This window comes from Bathymodiolus thermophilus thioautotrophic gill symbiont, assembly GCF_003711265.1.
In the GTDB taxonomy this organism is placed as follows: domain Bacteria; phylum Pseudomonadota; class Gammaproteobacteria; order PS1; family Pseudothioglobaceae; genus Thiodubiliella.
The window spans coordinates 1,535,899-1,561,358 of the sequence record NZ_CP024634.1; the positions used below are offsets into that span (position 1 = coordinate 1,535,899).

General features: G+C 42.6%; 1 protein-coding gene. It reads left to right on the forward strand.

Annotated features, from left to right (window positions below; all coding sequences use genetic code 11):
- Positions 1 to 175: 175 nt before the first annotated feature.
- A complete protein-coding gene (locus MS2017_RS05375; RefSeq protein ID WP_122951514.1) occupies positions 176 to 25,417 on the forward strand; it encodes a C80 family cysteine peptidase in 25,242 nt (8,413 codons plus the stop codon).
- The last annotated feature ends 43 nt before the right edge of the window (positions 25,418 to 25,460 follow it).

Consider the following 25,460-nt stretch of genomic DNA (forward strand, 5'->3'; position numbering starts at 1 on the left):
ACAACCCTTCTTACAAAAAAAATATAAGTTATTATAGAAACACAAGTTATTATCAAAAACCCACTTTTAACCCACTCAGTCGTTTCTTAAACCCAACCTTAATTCAAAGTCATTCCTTATCACCAAACAACAACACTTCACCTACTAACCACTCACCCACAAACCCAAGGCTCCCATGGGCTCCGTAGTAAACATATTCAGATCCGTTGTCGACAGCATTGTATACTTTGTAACCGGCAGTTATGTTGGAGATGATGGCGATAACACACTAACTGCGCTTGGCTTTGCCGTATGGGGGGATGGTGTTTATATGCATGGGGGGAATGACACGGTCTATGCTGCCAGTTTAAAGCTTGATGTTTATGACACTTGGGGAGACTTGAGTATTTATGGTGCTGCTGGCCTTATGAATATCAATAAAAGCGATTGGGGCAATATGTCTGTGACGGGTCTTTCTGGAGCAATGACTTTGCGACATACGGGTCGATCGGGCAATATTAATTTTGATGGTGCAGCGGCAAGTAACGATGTGTATCGTCATGGCAATACAGGTAATATTTCATTTTTAGGTATTGGTATTTCAAATAGGGTGATCAACGATGTCAAGTATGGCAATATTGATTTCACAGGTGCCGGTATGTCGAATGTGGTGGAACGACGAGGTGGAGAGCGTGGCACTATTAATTTCAAAGGTGCTGGTGCGTTAAACAAAGTTACCAACACTGCCAACCAAGGCAATATCTATTTCAGTGGCATAGGTGCTTACAACAAAGTAGAACGACGAGGCATTTCAGGCAACATTGTTTTCACAGGTGCAGGCTTTTACAACAAAGTGACCAATATCACGCACCAAGGCAACATTAACTTTAGAGGCATTGGTGGATACAACAAAGTAGAACGACGAGGCGGATACAAAGGCAATGTCTTCTTCAAAGGTGTGGGCATAGGTAATCATGTTATCAATACAGCCGAATATGGCAACACCGACTTTATTGGCGGTGGCGGTGCCAATGTTGTCAAACATTCTGCCAATGGCAACCTTTCGTTTAAAGGCATTGGCGTTATCAACAAAGTTGATCACACAGGGGATTATGGCAATATGACCTTTATAGGCGGTGGCGGTGGTAACTTTATTACCCGTTCTGGTATAAAAGGCAATGGAGATTTAACCATCTTAGGTGGTGGCAATATCGTTACTTGGTCAACAGATGGCAAATTAAAAGCAAAACTCGGCGGCTTCCGTTTAAACAAAATAGACAGATACGGTCGTGGCGATACAAATTTAATACTTATCTCTCTAGGCAATATCGTCAATGTAGATGTTAGCAAAGGTGATTTAAGTTTGACAGGTATTGGCATAGCCAATATTGTTACCTACAAAGGACACGGCACCTTAAGTGCTGAATTATTCGGTGGTGCCAATATCATCACCAGAGAGGGCACTGGAGATTCCATACTCCATCTTTTGGCTGGTGCCAATGTCTTCACTGATTTTTCTACAGGCGACATTAGCGGCTCTTTACTCGGCGGTTTGAATGTGGTTACCAAAGACGGCAATGGCGACATTAACATATCTATGTATGGCGGTGGCAATGTCCTCACCCACATCGGCGATGGCGATATTCAAACCAGAATGCTTGGCGGCGCCAATGTTATTACCAAATCAGGTAATGGCGATATAATAGCCCTGTTGTTCGGTCTTGCCAATGTCGTTACCCACATCGGCAATGGCAATGTTTATTTACTTATGCTAGGCATAGGCAACATTGCCACCAAAGTCGGCGATGGCGATGTTATTGTCGGTATGTTTGGCACTGGCAATGTCCTCACCCATGTCGGCAACGGCATGACTGCTGCATTAATGATATCCACAGGCGCTAACTTTTTCACCAAAGTTGGCAACGGTGCTACATTGGCAGTTATGTTTTCATTAGGGGGTAATATTTTTACCCACATTGGCGACGGCCCAAGTGCTGTATTGATGATAGGGGGGCAAGCCAATATCTTCACTAAAATTGGCAACGGCGCCTCAGTCGCAATCATGCTTGCAGGCACTGCCAATGTTTTCACCCATATTGGCAACGGCTTTAGTGCCGCTTTAATGATAGGCGGATGTACCAATGTCTTTACCAAAGTTGGCAATGGCACCACCTTAGCAACCATGATTGGAGGGGGTAATATTTTTACCCATATCGGCAATGGATTCTCAGTTGCATTTGCCGTTGGTGAAGCCAATATTGTTACCAAGATTGGTGCAGGCAATCTAATAACAGCCGCCATCGGCCAAGCCAATATTGTGACCCATATTAATTTAGCAGGCAGCAGCGATGGCAACACCGTTAGCCTAGTAATAGGCCAAGCAAACATCGTTACCCGAATCTCTTCATTGGCAGACTTCAGCGTTACCGTGTCCCCACTTGACGCTATCGTTTCAGACCCCGTTTTAGAAAGACATCGTCTGTTCCCAAGAGGAGACATCTTTTCTGCCCCACAAAAATTCTTAGAATCAGGCTTTGACGCACTCAAAGCCACTGGCGCTGCATTACTCGGTAGCAACAACGAAGGCAGTATGGTCACATTTGCTGTAGGCCGAGCCAATATCATTACCCATGTCGGTAATGGCGCTATGCTAGGTGTTGGCATTGGCGATGCTAATGTCATCAGCAAAGTCGGTCTCGGTCAAACCATACAAGCTGGCATCGGTCGACTTAATATACTCACCTCAGTTGGCGACAACGACAGTTTGCAAATTGGTATTGGCGAAGGCAATTTGATAACCAAAGTCGGCTCTGGCCACAGTGCAATGGTTGCCATCGGCAAAGCCAACATTACCACCAAAGTCGGCGACGGCTTCCATGTCGGGCTCTCTATCGGTAAATTCAATGTCAACACCCTTGTTGGCGATGGCATCGCCGTCAACGCTTTGATTGGTAAATACAACCTCAACACCCGCGTCGGACACGGCGTTAATGTCGCTGTTATGAAAGGCGATTACAACATCAATGTACGCTATGGCGATGGTATGAATGTCGCCTTAGCCGCAGGCAAAGGCAACATCACTGTCAAAATCGGCGACGGCGATTTCTACGGCGCTATGATTGAAATACGCACCAACAAACAAAGCGTTACCGCCAAAATGAAAGCCCTAATGCAAGGCATGCTGTCTAACTTAAAAGAAACCGCCAAAAGTGTCTTGGTCAGCCAAACCATCGGCACAGTCATCAACGGCGATGAAGCAGACACAACCAAACTCCGTGGCACCAGCCACTCCACCCCCAAAACAAAAACCGAGTACACCCAAAATGTAAACTCTGCCAACAAAGACATTGACCAATCACAATACCAAGACACAGACGCCAACGAAGATTCAGATATAGACACCCAATCAAGCAAAGACAAGCAAACCGTCAACACTTTAAAATCCGATACACGAGTCAACGAAGAAGACGCCAATCATGACGCACAAACAGTAACAGCCTTTTTAAACAATAACAACAATAGTTTAATACCAACTCAAACTCAAACTCAAACTCAAAGCCAAAGACAAGGACAAGGTCAAAACCAAAGTCAAACACATTCCACCGGACTCGACGAACTAAACCAAAGTGGACAAAGCGATTACCACAACAGTTATACACAATTCGGCAACACCGACAAAATAACAAACGGTGCTAATCAAGACATTGAAAACAGCAAAGGTGGCATTGACAAAAGCAAAAGCAAAACACAACAAGAGCTCAACAATGTCAAACAACGCAACCAAAAGAATCAATTACACCAACAAAAGGAACAACAAGGCGCCAGTCAACGCTTGGGCGATGCCCATCTAAAAAATCAAGAAATCGGCAGCAAAGCCATCAAGCAAAAAGGACCTGCCTTAGTTGCCATGAAAGTCTATCCAACAAGCCAACACCCAGCCACCAAAAGTGTTTTTGAAATAGGCGACAAAGTCATGATTGCCTTAACCATGGACAGAGCCATGAAATACCAAGAAGGCAAAGCAAAATACGCTGCCGACTCCAAGGTCATCATCAACGGCTTGATCTTCTCCCTTTGTGCCAACAAAGGGTTTGCCGACCCCTCTACCAATCCAGATGAAATCACAGTAAAAAACACACAATTAATCTTTGAACACACCGTCCAAATCAACGATGCCTTTACCCAAGGCAAAAGTTTTGCCATTCAATCCTTCTCCGATCTCATCATCAGTGGCATCTCTGACAACGACGGCTATCCGCCTACTTTTACCAACATCATTTACCCCATCTCACTCAACAACACCATTGTCACTAAATTTGACCAACGCAACTTAAGTGTATCTGGCAATACATTCCAAGGTTATACCATTAGCAAAGAATCAAGCGATGCCTCTTGGAATACCGATGCCTTTTCTCAAGAAAGTTTTGTCGGCGATGGCTATGCCATTTTTACCCTAAACGCCACCTCTGCCAGAAAAGGCTTGATGCTCGGCCTGTCCACCGACAACCCAGATGGCAGTTACAAAACCATTGAACACGCCGTTTTTATTCACAACAACAAAATAAAAGATGTCCGCAACAACAACACCAAATACACCGATTTAAATTATCGCTACCAAGCAGGTGACCAAATTAAGATTGAACGCCACGGCACCACCATTCGCTATTACCACCTCGACCACAACGGCAACACCCTCCGCATACTCGCCACCCAAACCGGCATATCCGCCACCTCAGCACTACACATTGACACCTCCATCAAAGACAAAAACCTTACCCTTACCCATGTAAAGCTAGTCAAGGGACTAAGCAACATAAGCCCATACACCATAGATGTACACGCACCAAAACCCATTGCCGATGCTTGGCACATAAAAGGCGAAACCAGCCACACAAACAACACAGGCAACACAAACAACATCCTAACCATTGGCGACAAAATCAAAGTAACCCTCACCTTAAATGAAGCCGTTACCTTAGCCAAAGTTGGCAGCAACAAAATTATGATTGCTGGCAAAGCCTTCTTATTAACCGGTGAAAACAACACCAGCACCAACACCCTAGAATTTGTCTATACCATTCAAGCAAACGACACAATAGGCACCAAAGACTTTAATATCGATAACCAATACGACATCACCCTAACTGATGTTAAAGACACAGACGGCAACAACATCGACTTCAGCAGTATTACCAGCCCCATACAATTCTCCAAAACATCACTTGACACCAATTTTGATATCGGCGGTGGCAACAGAATAACCCGCACCAACGACACTTATGAAAAAACCTCTGGCGCTGGCTGGAATGCCGATGTTACCTCTGCCAAAGGCTTTGTTAACGACGGCTATGTCATCGCCAAAATTGGTGCCCTTGGCAAAAGCATGATGCTTGGACTCTCCAGTGACGACACCGACAATTCTTACGGCAGCATAGATTATGCTTTGTATGCAGATGGCGGCATCGGCAGTAAGTTTGTCATCTATGAAAATGGCGATCGTAAAAAAGACACCGGTGTTGCTTATGCCATTGGCGACTATATGAAAGTCGTTCGTTCAGGCACCAGCATAAAGTATTACCACATCAAAGCCGCCGACGGCCCCCTTGCCAAAGGCACTTTACTTTACACCTCCAAAAAAACCTCAAATGTCAACACCCAATTGTTCTTAGACAGCGCCTTTCTCAGCGTAGGTGCCAAATTATCAGCAATGCAAATATTCAGCAACAATCATCTGCCATTCTCAGTAGATGTCTACGCACCCAAACCCATCAGCACCAACGCATGGCAAATAGACACCACAACCGCCGATAACAACGGCGTCTTCACCCTCGGTGATAAAATCAAATTAACCCTCACCATAGACGAAGCCGTAACCTTAGCCAAGGTTGGCAGCAACAAAATTATGATTGCTGGCAAAGCCTTCTTATTAACCGGTGAAAATGGCACCGTTACCAACACACTGGTATTCACTTACACCGTTCAAATCAACGACAAAATTGACGCCCAGTACTTTAACATCAGCAACAAAAATGACATTATTCTCAACAATGTCACAGACAGCGACGGCAACAACATTAATTTTGACAGCATCACCTACACCACCCCCGTCAAACTGTCTAACACCTCACTTGACAACAACCTAACCATAAGCAGTGATAAACGCATCACCTTAACCAATGGCGTTTATGAAAAAACCACCAATGCCGGCTGGAACAGCGATGTAACCTCCACCAAAGGCTTTGTTAACGACGGCTATGTCATCGCCAAAATTGGTGCCCTTGGCAAAAGCATGATGCTTGGACTCTCCAGTGACGACACCGACAATTCTTACGGCAGCATAGATTATGCTTTGTATGCAGATGGCGGTATCGGCAGTAAGTTTGTCATCTATGAAAATGGCGATCGTAAAAAAGACACCGGTGTTGCTTATGCCATTGGCGACTATATGAAAGTCGTTCGTTCAGGCACCACCATAAGGTATTACCACATCAAAGCCGCTGACGGCCTCCTTGCCAAAGGCACTTTACTTTACACTTCCAGCAAAACCTCAAATGCCAACACCCAATTGTTCTTAGACAGTGCCTTTCACAGCATAGGTGCTAAGTTATCAGAGATGCAAATATTAAGTGGCAACAAACCCACTCTTTCCGTCGATGTTTACGCACCAAAACCCACTACCAACGCTTGGCACATAGACTGCGAACCCGCCAACAGCAAAGGCATCTTTACCATTGGCGATACCATCAAAGCAACACTCACTTTAGACAAACGCGTTACCCTTGCCAATGTCGGTCGCAATAAAATCGTGGTTGCCGGCAAAGAATTCCTTTTAACAGGTACCAACGGCACCGTTACCAATACCTTAGATTTTACCTACACCATTCAAGCCAACGACAAACTGATTGCCACCAGTATGCGTTACGATGTTCTTTTAACAGGCGTGGTAGATGACAAAGGCAATTCAGTGGATATGAGCAATGCCACCAGCCCTGTTGGACTGAGCAACAAATTGATTGACACCGACCTTGTTATTAACACCAAACCTCTTATTGCCAGTTTTCATTCATTTGTTTTGCCTAACTTGAGCACCATAACACACACTGATGGCGTGTATGAAAAAATCCTTGCAAGCAATTGGAACACCAATATCACTTCCGCCAAAGGCTTTACCAATGATGGCTATGCCATCGCCAAGATTGGCTCCCTTGGCAAACACATGAGAGTAGGGCTCTCAAGTGTCAATACCAACAACAGCACCCATAATATGGATTATGCTTTGTATGTGTCCGACAATACCTTTTTAATCTATGAAAAAGGTCATTACAAAAAAGACACACAAGTGAGTTATGCCGTTGGCGACTATATAAAAATCGCCAGATCAGGCAGCACCATCAAGTACTACCACATTAAGGCAGCTGACGGCGCACTTGCCAAAGGCACCTTACTCTACACTTCAAACAACACCTCAAATGCCAACACCCAATTGTTTTTAGACAGTTCTCTTTATGGTGCAGGTGCCAAATTATCAAACATGCAAATATTTAGTGGCAGTCATGTGGCATTTTCAGTGGATGTTTACGCCCCCAAACCCACCAAGGACGCTTGGCACATCAGTGGTACTGTTAACGACCAAGGTGCTTTTGCCCTTGGCAATGAAATTAAAATAACCCTAAACATCGATGAAGCCGTTACCTTAGCCAAAGTTGGCAGTAACAAAATCATTATTGCTGGCAAAGAATTCCTCTTAACCGGCACCAATGGCACCGTTACCAAAACCTTAGAGTTTGCTTACACCGTTCAACTTAACGACAAAATCAACAGCGCCTTTTTAATTGACAACAAAGACGACATTGTCTTAACCGACATCAAAGACACAGACGGCAACAGCATCGACTTTGGCAACCTCTCTAACGGCATAGACATCACCCCCAACAGCCAAAACCTTGCCCTTAACAACAAAGGACTGGCAACAATCACCACCAACATCACCCGCTGGTATGCCAACAACACCAACAGCAACATTCAACGCATGACCGATGGCAACACCCGTGCAAACGGTGCACTAGATTATGCCACACATCCAAAAAATGCCGATGGCAAACACATCTTATTTGATTTTAAAGGGGTTAATTACAACAACGGCAGTTTTAAGTTGTATAACCGCAAAATCCTAACCAGTAGAATCAACGGCTCAGTCGTTGAGTTCCTCAAAGACGGCGTCGTGGTTTCCATCCGCACCATCAGCGATGCTGGCAATGTTATTGAAATCACCCCCAGCAGCGACATTGTCTTTGATCAAGTCAAACTCACCTTTAATGGCGATTTACAAAACTTCCGTGAAGTTGAAATCTTTGGCAAAAACGCCAGCCTATCAATAGACGCTGGCGCCCCAGAGCCCCTAAAACATAACGCTTGGCGTATCAATAGAGACATTGCCGATAGCGGTGGCGCCTTTACCGTTGGCAATGAAATCAAAGTAACCTTACGCTTAGACGAAGCCGTTACCCTCGCCAAAGTTGACAGCAACAAAATCACCATCGCCAACAAAGACTTCTTTTTAACAGGCACCAACGGCGATACCACCAAGACCCTAACATTCACTTACACCGTACAAGCCAATGACAACATCAACGCCGAAGATTTTAACATCAACAGTAAAAAAGACATTGTCCTAAATGACATCAAAGACACCGACGGTAACAACATCAACTTCAGCAGTATTACCGGCGCCGTCTCACTCGCCAATGCATCCCTTAACACCGACTTTGTCATTGGCGGTAATAATAGAATAACCCACATCAACGGCGTTTACAAAAAAACCGCCAACGCCAACTGGAATGCCGATGTCGCCTCCACCAAAGGTTTTGTTAACGACGGCTATGTCATCGCCAAAATTGGCGCATCCAACAAAAAAGTAATGCTCGGCCTATCAAGCAACAACAGCAACAATTCTTACGACAGCCTAGATTACGCCCTATACGCCGACCCCGGCACCAACAAGACACTTATTGTCTATGAATCCAGCGAACGCATATACTGCACAGGCGTAACCTACGCCAAAGGCGACTACATGAAAGTCGTTCGCTCAGGCACCAGCATAAAGTATTACCACATCAAAGCCGCCGACGGCCCCCTTGCCAAAGGCACTTTACTTTACACCTCCAAAAAAACCTCAAATGCCAACACCCAATTGTTCTTAGACAGCGCCTTCCACGATGTCGGCGCCACATTGTCAGAAATGCAAATATTTAGCGGCAACTATTCAGCACTCTCCATCGATGTACACGCCCCCAAACCCATCACAAACGCCTGGCACACCAACAGCATACCCAACAACAACAACAACAGCACCAACGACAACGACAACAGCGACAACAGCGACAACAACACCAAAAAAAGCAAAAACATAAGCAAAGGCGTCTTCACCCTCGGCGACCAAATCAAAGTAACCCTAACTCTAGATAAACGCATCACCCTCGCCAATGTCGGCAAGAACAAAGTCATCATTGCCGGCAAAGAATTCCTCTTAACAGGCGTCAACGGCAAAATCACCAACATCCTAGAGTTCGCTTACACCGTTCAAGTCAACGACAAAATTGATACCGCCTTTCACATTAACAACAAAAACAACGACATTGTCCTAATCGACATCAAAGACACAGACGGCAACAACATCAACCTTAACAAAGTTCCCAACAGCATCGACATCATCCCCAACATACAAAACCTAAGCCTCAGCAAACAAGGATTGGCAACCATCAGCACCAATGTTAGCAGTTGGTACACCGATGACGCCGCCACCAACATTCAACGCATGACCGATGGCAACACCAGTGCAAGCGGTGCCCTAGATTATGCCACACACCCCATGTATGCCGACGGCAAACACATTTTGTTTGATTTTGGCGCAGCCAACTACAGCAACGGCAGTTTTAAACTCTACAACCGCGAAAGTTTCACCAACAGAATCAACGGCTCAGTCGTTGAATTCCTCAAAGACGGCGTCGTGGTACTCAGCCGCACCATCAGCAATGCCGGCAACATTGTCACCATCACCCCCGCAACCTATGTTATCTTCGACCAAGTCAAACTCACCTTTAGCGGCGATGCACAAAACTTCCGTGAAATTGAAATCTTTGGCAAAAACTCAAACCTATCCATCGATTCCGGCGCCCCAGAACCCCTAAAAAACAACGCTTGGCACATCAACAGAGATGTTGCCGACAGCAACGGCGAATTCAATGTTGGCGATGAAATCAAAGTAACCCTAACCCTAGACGAAGCCGTTACCCTCGCCAAAGTTGGCAGCAACAAAATTATTATCGCCAACAAAGCCTTCTTCCTCACAGGCGCCAACGGCACAATCACCGACACATTAGAGTTCACCCACACCGTTACAATCAACGACCAAATCAACGCCAAAGATTTTGACATCGACAACAAAAACGACATCATTCTCATCAATGTCAAAGACACACACGGCAACAACATCAACTTCAGCAACATCACCCGCTCCATAGAACTCGCCAACATCCCCCTTGACACCAACTTTAACATTAACAACAGCAACACCAGCACCAACGACAACACCAATAACAATAACAATAGCAACAACATAATCCACACCGGCAACCTCTACGAAAAAACCGCCAACACCGGCTGGAACACCAACATCACCTCCGCCAAAGGCTTTACAGACAATGGCAGCGTTATCGTCAAAATAGGCAGCAACAACAAAGCCCTAATGGTTGGATTGTCTACCAACAACAACAGCGACAGCAACAACAATAATAACGACAACAACAACCCAACAACAAGTTTTGCCATCCACATCAACAACACCGGCAACATCAACGCCGTCTACGAAAACAACCAATGCGTCAAAGAATTCCCCACCGACCAATACCTCTACTCAGCAGGCGATTATCTAAAAATAGAACGAGACAACACAACCATAAACTACTACCTCATCAAAGCCAACGACCAAGCAACCAAAGGCACCTTACTCTACACCTCAAGCCAAATCTTAAGCGCCAACACCAAACTGTTCTCAAACAGCGCCTTACACGACATCGGCGCCCAAATATCCAACATCCAAATGTTTGACGACAACAAATCCTCACTCTCAATAAAAGCCAAAATGTCCACCTCAACAACCAACCCTCTAGGCGACAACGACACCTTCGACCAAACCTCTGGCAATTACCAACTTAACAACAACTCTAGAACAGGCACCTCCACCAATAACAACAACCCCAACAATCCCAATAACCCCAACAACCCCCAAAACACCCAAGAAGAACAAAACACCCAAACAGCACAAAAATGGTTCAAACCCACAATCAATCACCACTTCTTCCAAAACTTACCCTCCTCCCAAAACTTACCCTCCTCCCAAGCACCTCAAATCTTTATCATCACCGGCCTATCCAACGCAAATGTTGACCTAGCAATGCAACTCAAAACAAAACACGACATTGTCATCTACTACAACACCACCACCAACCAAATAGAATACCTCTACGGCCAAGAAAACGACATCGAAGTAACCCGCATAGAATACCACATCATCGCCAACGGCAAATCCATCAACACCCTAGTTGAAGACACCCTCAACAACACCTACACCGTCAACACCGACGACGACCCCGACGACGACATCGACACCCAAGCCATCGTCGCCCAACTACAACAAGCCATCACCACCAACAGAGCCAACACCAGACTCCACGCAAACTGGCTCACCAGACACAGTTTCGCAAAAAGAGGCCTACCCTTCACCCCAACCCCAACAACCCCCAGCACCCAACCCAATACCCAACCCAACCCCCAATCCACCCAAAAAACATCCAAATACCAAAGCAACATCATCGTCCAAAACAGCAACGACCCCACCGTCATCGAAGCAGCCAACGCCTTATTCAACAAACACCCCACCACCAGCATCCTCGTCAAATTCGACCAAAACGGCAACCTCATCACCCTCAAAGGCGCCCCCTACACCCCCACAGGCGACACCCGCATTAACTTTGTCGACCACGGCACCAACCTAAGCCAAGAAGGCGCACAATCACTCGCAAACAAAGCCCAAACACTCCACCAAACCTACAGCAACAGCAACACCAACATCAAACGCATCGCCCTAGTAGGATGCAGCACCGACGGCGCCAACCAAGACCTCACCCGCAACTTCGCCAAGACCATTTATAACAACACCCCCGCACTAAAAAGTGCCGAAATAACCGGCAGACATGGAGATATACAAATCAACCCAGACGGCACCAAGACCATGGTTGTGGGGGGTGAAAAGATGATTTATCAGTGGAATGCTGATTTGGATATCGTTACCCAGCAAACTGAAGAGTCTAAGCGAGTGGCTGAGGTGTTGGATGGGTTGAAACTAGGCCCCTTTAATTCTGAAACATCATCTCAAGATGACAATATTGCTTATATAAAAAAATTACCTACAGTTTTAACCAATGCAGAGATAGATACAGATATTATCCTAGGTGAGGGCACTTTCAAAAGTGCCTATGCATTCAGAGACAATCCTAATTTGATATTTTTAGCGCTACAAGAAAATGAAGAGACCCAAATCCTTACAGAGGAAATAAGAATGTTGGGCGAATTAAATAAACTGGGTGTAAAAACACCTAAGTTCTATCGGAAAGCCTCTTTTACTCCTGGAGGAGGGCTAATAGAGCGACATGGTTTGATTGTGCAAAGGATTACAGAGGCAAAAGACATAAAGCTAAACGAGGAGATAGATGAGAATACACGCCTTTCACAAGAGGTGCTTGATTACAGCAATCAGAAAACTTTAAGAGACATTAAGCGCTTACAGCAAGTGTTTGCACACAACCCTGATCTTACTGTGGATGATTTTCAGGGAATTATTGATCAAGATGGACAACTGTATATCATAGATCCAATAGATGTTGGCAATACCAGTGAATACACCTTGAACTATTCAACAAGCCATGAGCTTAATTTATTCAACTTAATGCGAACTGAAGAAGATATCTTTGAACACCACAGACGCTTTACTAAAAAAAACAGCAATCACATTATTTATATTGATAAGACCCTATGGGAATCTAATGACGAATTAAGAAAAAAACTACTAAAAGAGGGGCAGAAAAATATAAATAAAGTTATTGTCCAATATGATGCCCTAACCAACGAAAAAACCATTATCACTCAACCAGATAACTTTCAGGACTTAATTTTTGATACTATTGAAGTGATTACTGAAAACCCTGACGCCCAAGGTGCTGATTTACAAGAGGACTATATGTTGTTTGCTGAACAAGAGCACTGGACAATGGGAGATGACCTTGCTTTTCGTGCAAATTCACTTGAAGGTTACAATACCTTGAATTTAAGGAGTAATGGCAAAAATAAACACAATGTCATTTTGCGAATTAGTGATGATAGCATTACCCGAAATGCTGCTGAAAGTTTATATAAAAAACATCCTGAAAATAGCATTATTGTTACACTAGATGAAAGGGGTAGATTAGTTTTTCCGAGAGATGTGGCATTTAATCCCGACGATAGCGTGCGTTTAAATATTATAGGGCACCCAAGTGATTTAGAGCAAGTTGGCGCTAGAAATTTAGTTCGCTATACCACACAAATAACAGAAAAATACAATATGAACTCGTTACAGAATGAGTCTTATTTGAATCGTGTGGCTCTAGTTGGCTGTGAAAGCCAAGAACTCAGTAAAGCGTATGCCAAACAATTTTATACGCTGAAACATTTAAGAGGTGCTATTGTTACTGGCAGAGTTGGCGATATGCAAATTAATCCAGATGGTGGTAAAACCATGGAGAAAGGAGGGCAAAAGATCATTCATACTTGGGATTATAAAGATAGACGAACTGTATGGCAAACAGAAAATGCCAAAAGAACGGGGGAAATTTTAAAACACTTAAAATTAGGATTGGGAGATACGCCCCCTCCAAATATGCCTAATTCATTGAATTATGACGATATAGGCGATAAAGTCGGTAATGGCTCCATGAAAACTGCTTACACCCTAAAAAGCCATCCTGATATTCTATTCTTGAAATTAAATATCAAAACAGAAACAAGAGTTAAAAATTTGGAAAATGAAGTGGCTTGGATTGATAAAATGCGAGAACTCGGTATTAAAACACCGGAATACTATAAAACCATTGTTATGACCGATCAAAATCAGCAACAGCACCATGGAATTTTAGTTGAACACATTCATGATACGAAAGTTGTTAGACCGGGTTTATCTACTCAAATAAAAAATGAACGCATAACAAAAAGAACCTTGGATGACATTCAAAATTTGTTGAGCAAGTTTGAACAAAATCCAGATCTGTATATTCCCGATTTTCAAATGCTAATGGGTAAAGATGGGCAACTTTATACTTTCGACCCAGGATCCGTTAGCCCACCAATGGATCGACCTGATAGTCCTGCCCATCAAAATATGAGAGAATCAAGTATAAAGGGGCTTAGAGGATTAAATGAAAAAGTAACGATTTTTCTTAAAGAATTCAATGAAAAGAATAGGACACATGCTATTTTTGTTGATGAAGCATCGCTAAAAAAAGATCCAACACTTAGAGAAAGATTAATAAGTAAAGCAAAAAAACAACAAAATCTTGCTATTGTCAGTTACAACTTTGAAGATGCGCTTACTGATCCCACTATATTGTATCAACCAGACAACCCTCAACCAATTGATAGAATCGAAGTGATGACTGATAAGGGCATTCGCTCTCCCGATCAACTTGATATGTTTTTTTTAGCACAAAGTATGCCCAGTGTATCTGGTGATATGATTTTTCGTAACAGGTCCGTAGAAAGTTTCAGCAACTACCAAACCAACATTATCGTCCAACACGGCAATAGCGACACCGCAATTAAAGCTGCCCAAGACCTTGCTAACAAACACCCTGACAACAGCATCATTGTTCATTTTGATGCTAATAACAAATTAGTCACCGCAGATAATGAGCTTTATACCCCTAATGGCAATGTGCGACTTAGTTTTGTTGATCATGGGGAAAACTTTGTGACAGACGAAAGTAGCATGGATGAATTGGTTGATAAGGTCAAGCAAATTAATGACACTTACGGCAATGAAAATACTTATTTTGAACGCATTGCCTTGGTAGGTTGCGACACCAATAGCGTTAGAAAGGGCTTAACCAAAGACTTTGCCCGTGCTGTTTATAATAACATACCCACCCTAAGAAATGCGGACATTACTGGTAGAACAGGGGAGGTGCAAGTCAATGATGATGGCACCAAAACCATGAAAACAGGGGGCGCTAAAACGGTTTATAGTTGGCGTAATGGTGATATTGTTTCAAAAACTGAAGGTGCTAAAACCACTGCCGATAAACTTAAGAATCCGTTAAGCTTAACAATATCTGATTTTATTTCTGAACGAATTAGTGAATTTCAGTCGTCAACGACGCTTGTTACCTTTGCGGAGAGTGAATTTTATAATATTCTTTCCGAGTGCATGGAGTATGTTGACGATTTCAACTATAAGGATATGAGTGCACAGGAAAAAATATCTTTCTTTCAAGGGGTAAAGGAAAAATTGAGTAATTTTTCCAATACGGGCGCCCCTCCACCTTCGATGCAGGCGCATATAGCAACATTAGAAAATTATTCTGGGGAAATTATTTCTAGAAGTGAGCATCGTATTAGAATGAACAACAAGTTTCCAGTTACCATTACAAAGGGCAACAAAGTATCCGATATTATTCATTATGTTTGGACGGGTGGTGCAATGCCAAAATCCTATTTAGATAACATTAAAGCCATCAAAAGGCAAAATGATAAATTAACCGTACGCCTCCATTACGACCCTGATTCTTTATTAATGAATGAGCTTAAGAAAAGAATGCAGACCCATGTGGATAACAATTTGACTGTAGGTGGCAATCGTAGATACGAAGCAATTAAACTTACAAAAAGATTTTCAGATTATTGTGGAGACCGTGACTTAAGCAGTGATGTCATAAAAGGATTTATGGTTGATGTGTTAGGCGTTCCGATAGCAGAAGTTAATGAGATTGAAGAAAAATCCAACAAATATTGGGGTGATTTTCCTGGGAACAATCCAAATTTAGAATTGGCGCCTATATCATTCGACGACACAGAGTTGTCTGGAATGAAAGAAGCTTACCAATTTGAACTTAAAAATGGATCTATGGCAGGTGCATCTGATGTTGTTAGATTTTCTGTGCTGCATACTGAGGGTGGTATGTATGCCGATGTTGGGCTGATTTTTGATCGTTCTGGCCGAAATAATTTTTTGTATAATTATATTCAAAGTTTTCCTGAAAATGGCTTTGCCTACAAACAAGCAGTTGCTTCACTTCAGAGTACCTACCCCTTGGTCGCTAACAATAATTTTCTCGTTGCTGCACCTTATTCTGAATTTACAGGCACTTTGGTTCAAGATATCTCCGAAGCGTACAACAGAATAACTTCTAATGAAGTTGAAGAGGCAAGACGAAGTTACGGAAGTAACCAAGTCCTTGATCAGTATGACACTAGCATTGTACCGCTCAATAAGTTTTATCTTGACCATGTAAATCATCTTTCCATAAAACCACTTAACAATCATATTCTTGATGCTCACGGATCTTGGCAATCAAAATGGAATGCTAAAGGTGTTGAATTTATTGTTTTTATCGTAGATACTGAGAGTCTATCAGACACTCAAAGAAGGGGTTTGATTGATAATATAGAAAGGAATGTTGATGGCTACAACAATGACGCTTATAAGGTTGTAGTTTTAGATTCTCATGCTGTTGTTAATCCAGTAAGAAGAGAGGTTATTGAACACAGGAATCCATTTTTTACTGTACAAAAAGTACCCGTAAAAAGCGATGGGATATCAATAAATTACCCTAAACTATTTGAAAGAAGTAGGCGGATTATCGTTCATGACAATGACAATAATTTTGAACCTATGTTAGAAGATTTTAGCAGTACAGTGGAGCGCAGCGAACCATCGGAATTTAATAAAACAATAGAAGGGGTTACAAGCGCTCGTTGTTTTCAAGTGTTTTTATTTGATGATAGGGCAAATTTCAAGCAAACCATACGAGAGCTTGCGCCAGATATTTCTAAAGAAAATTATGTAGCATTGGTTTATGACAAATCCAATCAAAAATACGATGTGCTAGATGGTCATGATTTTGAATTCAACAATACTAAGCGCTTAAAGGTAAATTTCATTGGGGAATTAAGCAATTTAGAGAGTTCTAGCGAAATACAAAAAAGAATATTCTCTGCTGAAAGTGCACTTCCACAGATTGACATTAAAGGCCACACAAAAGAAACAAGGGTGGTTTTAAGTAAAGACATGAGTCCTAATCAAAGTTTATTCAAAATAGAAAAGACTTTTTCAGATGATTCTCATTTTTACACCAACAAAGGCATTGTATCCATACACGCACAAAATAATGAAAACAAATCTAATGCCACAATACTTATAAACAATAAGGCTGGCAATGTTGTTGTGCAAGATAATGCTGTATTGACATGGAAAGGGCTTACAACACCCGAAAGGGAATTTTTGCAAAGAACAGAAAGTGAGTCGAGTAAGTCTAATAATGATTCGTTAAATAAATATCACAATGTTATTGTTCAATCTTCTCAGTCTTGGTATCAAGATTCTTATGACTTGGCTTGTGATACCAATTTTAAGGGCAACACAAGCATCGTTCAAATTACAGAGAATGGGTTTAGAACCATATATGGAACACCGCCTTCTTCAATTACAGGAGATGTTAGAGTTATTTTTGCATTTAATAAAAATTATAAAATTGTAAATAATGTAAATCATATTAGAGAAATACTTAGTCCTGATGCAAAAATTAGCGATATACGCCTCATTAACAGAACGGCACCGAGCGTTTTGAAAAATCCTGATACTGAAGCGAACTATATGGAGCATGTTTCACGGATAACACATAGATACAAAGATGCTCAAGTGAGTATGCAACAAGGCATGCAAAGCAACAAATATCTTTTTTATAATTATTCATTCCATTCGCTTATAACGCCAAGTGCATCAAACGATTTCCAAGAAAAAGGTATTATTTTTAAAATATCCAATGGCAGTAGCGTTAACGAATATGCCGACAGAGTAATGTCTTTATATCCAAATAACAGTTATATTGCCACACTTGATCCCATAACAAATGAGATAAGAGTATATGATTCATATGGCAATATAGTTACCGATGCCAATATAAATGGAAAATATGAAATTCATGTGTTGGGTCGGGTCTCTGATCTGGAAAGAATAGGCAGTGAATCTTTATCTGATTATATCGTAAAGTTGCAAAAAAGTATTAAAATAACGCCAGAGAAGGAAGTTTCTGTTGGATTAACTGTCTGCAGCACAACAGATTCGGCAACAAGTGACTTGTTGTTTGATTCAAACAATTATGCGCTCAATGTTTACCATAAGTTAGCACAATATAATCAAAATTCAGGTGGGTCAATACAGAGTCGCAATATTTTATTTGGAACTGATGGGGATGGCATTAGAACCTTAGGTGTCATCAATGCAGCCCACCTAGCCGAAACCACCCCCCACCAAAACACCCCTCTCCACAACTGGGTTGACTTAAGCCAAGAGCAAATCAATAAACTAGCCCTAGAATCCCAAAAAACCAAACCCAGTCTAGCCAACCACGACCACCAAGTCCTCATTCAAACCGAAGCTGATGACAATGTTAAAGACAACACCTCAAGACTCGCCTCTAAACACCCCACACAAACCACCATCGTGCAAATGCAAAAAGACGGCACCTACAAAGTAGTTTACGGCGCTAAACTTGAAAATATTACAGGCAGAGTCAAAATGGTGGCTGTAGGTTACGGCAGAGAAAAAAACGGCGTCCAAACGCTAGGCGGTAGAAATGAAAGTGAATTAAGCGACAACATACTCACCCTCAAACGAGACCTAAACCCAACCAATACCACAATAGGGCGCACCAGCCTTGTAGCTTGCAACCTAGAAAGCAACAATCCCACCAATAATCCTGACAGCCAATACGGCAAACAAGTCATCCAAAGACTCCATCAAGGTGGCATTAATGGCGATTTAAGCGTTAGAAGTAGTTATGTTGGTATTCAACCAGACGGCACAAAAGTTACCTCAGATACAGGAGTGGACAATTGGAAACACAAAGACAGCGAAGCCAAAACCGTTTATAGTTATGACAAAAATGGCAAAGTAGAAAGTAAAGTGTATGACAACAACGGTGTGCTGGTTAAATACAACGGACAACATTTGGACGGCACAAGATACAAAAGCAATATCATTGTTCAAAATAGCGACAACGCTACCGTCGTTGAAGCCGCTAACGCCTTGTTTAACAAACGCCCTAATACCAGTGTTATCGTTAAATTCGACCAAAATGGCAATCTTGTTACCCTAAAAGGTGAGGCCTACACCCCAACAGGTGGCACTCGTGTCAACTTTGTTGATCATGGTGCCAACTTAAGCCAAGAGGGCGCACAATCATTAGCAGACAAAGCCAGAATACTTCAACAAACTTACGGCAATAGCGACACCAAAATCAAACGCATGGCTTTGGTCGGGTGCGACACCGATGGCGTTAACCAAAGCCTAACCCGACACTTTGCCCATGCTGTTTATAATGACACACCCGCCCTAAAACAGACAGAAATTACTGGCAGAACAGGACAAGTACAAGTGAATGCCGATGGCACTAAGACCATGACAACAGGCGGCACTAAAACAATTTATAGTTGGAACGGCAGCAGAGGTGGCATTACCCAAAGAACTGAAACAATTAAACGCTATAGCGATAGTTTAGAAAATCCATTGGGCAAGTTTGATGACCAAATAAAAGAAATAGATGCGCTTCTCAAAATAACACCAATGAGCGAAAGCACTAAGAAAATTTTGACCGACACTCGCAATACTTTTAGAAAAGTAGATTCTGCTTATCAAACAGTACCTTATGCAACAGAATACATCGAAGGTCTTATGGAAGAACATGAATTGGAATTAAAGGCATATTTGGATGAACACAAAGATACTCAGGTTAAAGAAAGTTTAGAGGCATTTCGTGATTCTTTAAACGCTCAGTGCGCCGATTTGCAATTTGAAATAGAAAACCAACTGAAGCAAGAATTTTTAAATATTCTTAAAGAGAAATCTGAGAATCAGGTTTTAAAACTTATTGCCTTTCATGAAAAATTACTAAGCAAAACAAATCAACACTCTCAGTTAGCATGGCTGACATACCAATCTTTAGAAAAAATGAAAAGAGCGGCGAGTAACACACTGAGCAAAATGGAAGACAGGGTAAGTACACTCGACGCTTTGAGTGGTGAAGAAAAAATCAGAGTTTTGGCGGAGGTTAGTAAGAATATAAATGATTTGTGTGAGAATTTAGAATATTTTAAAGAGGCAGATCAAGTCAAAATAAAAGAGTTTAAAACGAAAACCTTGGCAAGCTTGGAATTAGGCACATGGAGCAAGGGAAAAGTAGTGGATACATATCGTGTACCACTTGTTGATGATAATGCTTTTAGAGTTATTGTACAGCTATCAGATGATGTTGATGCAGCATATTTGGCAGGCAAACATTTTGGCAATTCCACACTTGTTCAAATGGATGAATATGGCAATTACCGAGTTGTGTATGGACCTGAATTAGGAGGCATACCAGACGGCAAGAAAGTTAAGTTTGAGATTTTAGGTCATGGCGATACTGTCGAAAAGACGATGGGAAAAAGGACAGCTGCCGATATGGCAAAAAGTATTCTTGATTTAAAGGCACATATCCCCAAGACTGTAGATGTTACAGCAGTTTCTTTAAAAGGGTGTTGTGCGGGGGTTGATTACGGGAAAGATGTCTTAATTGAGCTTAATAAAGAAAACTTCAAACCCGTGATTAGTTCTAGACTTGGTTTAACAGAAGTATATACATTTGGCAGAGTACTTACTTCTAGAATCTATCACTCTGAGAATAACAGAACTGCCTGGAAATACGATGAAAACGATAAAATAGTCGCCGTACCTTATTCAGATGAAAAGCACCATATAGTTCTTTCTGTTGACGAAGAAGGCAATCCAAAAGTAATTAAAACACACAATAATAAAGATTGGAGAAAATTTAAAGGTGAGTTAAGGGTGAAGGTTATGGCTGGAGAACGCTTAAATACATTGGATGCATTGGAAAATTTTCAAGATCAACTGAAAATTCAGGGCGCCAAAATGAGTCAAATTGATATAGAGACGGGAGAGCAGGATTGGTTTAAAGGGCGACCAGACAATACACTGCGCTCCTATGGGAGACATACAAGGTTAATGGGCACGATCATTGAGTCAAATATTACATTGCATATTGACTCTGGACTTCATGACGGCGCAACTGTTTTTAGTTACAAAAATGCACCTGATCAAGAAGTAGTGATAAATAGCCCAGAATATCTCGTTAGTTATTCAGATGCATGGAAAAGTAATTTCATTTTTTTTGACTATAATGAAGAGAACATCCCTTTTCTTTCTGTGCCAATAAAATATGATCCTGATATTACACTAAATATTATTATTTCTACTGAAGGTTCCACAAAAGAAATGGTGTTGTCGCAGTTTCAACAAGCAAAAAAAGAGCTTGGCAGAGCCTCTATTCTTAAAGTTAGAATCTCAACAGGTCAACAATATTTAATGCCTGAGCAAGAGAGTAGAGATCTGATTAACTATCTTTCTCAAGAACTTGGCGTTAGAATTGAAAGGGCTCATGAAGATACTCGCTACTCCGAACCCAGGTTATTATTATCAAAAAACCCCGGAGACCCCGAAATAAAGGTACATGACCACCTAGCCGAAACCACCCCCCACCAAGACACCCCTATTCACAACTGGGCCGACTTAAGCCAAGAACAAATCAACAAACTAACCACAGAAGCCCAAAAACCCCAACCCAGCCTAGCCAACCACGACCACCAAGTCCTCATTCAAACCGAAGCCGATGGCAATGTTAGAGACAGTACCTTTAGACTCGCCTCTAAACACCCCGCACAAACCACCATTGTGCAAATGCAAAAAGACGGCACCCACCAAGTGGTTTACGGCCTTGATCTTGAGGATATTACCGGCAAGGTCAAAATGGTGGCTGTAGGTTATGGCAGAGAGAAGGACGGCGCACAAACCATGGGCGGCAGAACTGCTGATGAATTAAGTGCAAATATTACCGAACTCAATCGAGCCTTGGCAGGCAATGCAGACATACAACGCATTAGCATCGTTGGTTGCAATATGGAATCAGACAATCCTACTGACAATAACGACAGTCAATACGGCAGAAGAATGGTCGAAAAACTCAGTCAATCAAACATCAAAGCTCCTGTTGCTGTTAGAAGCAGTTATGTTGCTGTTGATGAAAACGGCAGAAAACTAACTTCAAACACAGGCGCAGGCAATTGGATGCACAAAGACAGTGCTGCCAAAACCGTTTACAGTCTTGGCGCAACTGGCGCTGTGGTTAGCAGAGTGTATAACGACGAAGGCACTTTGATTAAATACAATGGTAGACGCTTAAACGAAGACTTGGATAATGACAAAAGCGCACAAGGTACAGAAAATCAAGAAACAAGCGACAAGCACGCTCAAGGGCAAGGACAAGGGCAAGGGCAAGGGCAATCAGAATCGGAAACAGAAACAACCAAACAAAAACTAGACGATATCGACAAACGCCAAACTGATTTTGCCAATTCCGTTAACCAAAACAAACTCAGAAGATTGCCCAATGGCAACGCCCCTGCCAATAACGACAATGAAAACACCAAAACAGGCGGTATGTCCGCCCCCGCTCTCAATGTGCAAATCGATATCGGCGGTGGCGACCACGCCTCTCTCTTCGGTGGCTCTACCAATGTAGATGTCAAAGTCGGCAACGGCGCACACCACACACTGATGTACGGCAGCAACAATGTTTTAGTCAGCATCGGCGATATAGGCGACAGCAGTCGTTTTGTTGAAATAGGGGGCTATCGTGCATTAGAAGGTGTGCAAATCTTAATAGGCACTAAAAATGTCGTGGTCAACCACGGCGTTAGAAACGACCTAATCATTGCCACCGACCCTTCCTTCCCCATGATTCCATTTGTCAATCCTTTTGACGGCTCTGCCAATATCTTAGGCTCTTTACAAGGTATGGCAGACATAAGCAACTCTGGACAAAACGCCTTATGGAGTTGGAAGAAAACCAAGAAGTTTGCCACCAGCATGAGTTCCTTAGACAGAACCAGCGACACCAACTATGAGAAAATCTTAATCAGTGGCGGTCAAAACGCAGTCTCTGACCGAGGGTTAAAATACGACATAGAAATGGCACTCAACAAACAAGCCAATAACTTTATGCAGCGTGAAAGCAAACGCCAACAAGCAAAGCAAAACTTCAAAGAACACATCAGCAACTTTAGTTTAAACCTCACAATCGGCGGACAAGGCTCCGACATCCTCATCGGCAACGGCAATTTTAGTTTTATGTTCGGCGATACCTTCTCCTCTGTTTTAGACACCACCGTCGCCTCCTTATTCGGCATTATGCAACAAGGCTACACCTTAGACGGCCAACCCAAAACCACCTTTACTTACACCCCCAGCAATGTCAAAACCAAACTGATTAACGGCATTCTCAACGGAATGGCATCCCAAGCAAAAGACATCACCTTCGGCGACATACTGGGTTACAAATACACCAACTTCGGCCACATCTACAAAGCCGTAGCCAACACCCCCGATTTATCCCTATCAAATTTATTAAAAGAACTCCTAGGCACCGTATCTGACACCTTTAGCAACTCCATTACCGCCTTATCTGAACCAGAACGCATTGTTAAGGCATTAGTCGCTGGAGGAGAATCGTTCAAAGACATGGGTGAAAACACTTTAGATGCATTAGGCATTAAAGACAAAGATAAGGACGATGATGACAATAACGACGACGATAATAACAATGATAACGATGAAAACAACAAAGATGAAAACAACAACACAAACACAGGAGACAACGACAGCGAATCCAAAAAGAACAAAAGCAACAAAGCCTTCGGCTTCAGCGGCCTCAAACTCCCCTCATTGTTTAATATGTTCACACCCAATCTAATCAAAACCCTAAGCAGTTTACCAGAACTGGCAGAAACCCTATCCAGCAGCATCTCCACAGACTCTGCCAACATAAAAGACAAAGCACTTGAGCTTTTCTCCGACATTGGCTTTATGTCCAATGACGGCGATTTGTTCTTCAACATAGGTGCCCAAAACTTCGCATGGGGTGGCGATGGCAAAGACCTATTTGCACTCATGGGCACCAACAACAATGTCTGGGGTGGCAAAGGCGATGATGTCGCCTATGTCATTGGCGAAGGCAACACCATCAGCGGCAACCAAGGCGATGACAGTGCCGTGTATGTCGGACAAAACCACATGTTCATTGGCGGCGAAGGCGATGACATTGGCGTTGCCTCAGGTCGCTACAACACTTTGTTTGGCGGTACCGGCAGAGACCAACTTTGGGCATTTGGAGAGGGCGCCTATATCACCGGCAACGAAGGCGATGACTATCTAGTATCCACTGGCAATTATGGCAAAATTCACGGTCACACTGGCGATGACATCGGCATTTTAATCGGTGCTCACAATGTCATGGACTTAGGCAAAGGTAATGACCACGGCAAAGTATTTGGCAACAAAAACATCGTTTATCTACGCGATGGCAACGACGAACTAGAAGTCGCCAGCCATCAGTCTTCTATTATGGCAAACGCTGGCGATGATTCTTTATATATGCACAAAAACTCAAGCGACAACAAGATTGACGCAGGATCAGGTGATGACTTATTGTATTTAGGCGGCACAGAAAACAAAGTTACTGGTGGCACAGGCGCCGATATATTCATCGTTGGCAACGACAACATCTTTAGCACAATCATCACCGATAAAGACGATTACATCGCTTTTGATTTAGACAGTTATCAAGACACCATGTATTACAAAAGCAACAACAACCTTTTGATTAAACACCGATCGTTAATAAAACCCAATAAAGCCGACAGCGATTACCAAAGCGACAACACCGGCGTTGACATCGCCAAACAATACCGCAACCAAGAAGGCAGTGTGTTAATTGAAGACTATTTTGCCAATAGCAACAGCAATGAAAGTGCAAAAATCTGCATCAGCATTGACACCAACAACGACCGCTATCACTATTTAGACAAGGCACAAATCAGTAAGTTAGTTGAATACATGTCATCCTTTGATTCCTTTGCTGATACCGAAGGTGTGGCTAACTATAAAAGAGAGGTTAATCAATTGTGGTCTGGTGCGAAGGTTGGCTATAATATGCCTGAAGTTATGAAGAGTTTGGCTTGATGAAACAAAAGGAAAGTAAGGGCAACAAGGTGAATAAAAGCTT

Bases quoted from the DNA above. Each gene is read 5' to 3' on its own strand.
- MS2017_RS05375 (WP_122951514.1), top strand. From the start codon at position 176: ATGGGCTCCGTAGTAAACATATTCAGATCCGTTGTCGACAGCATTGTA.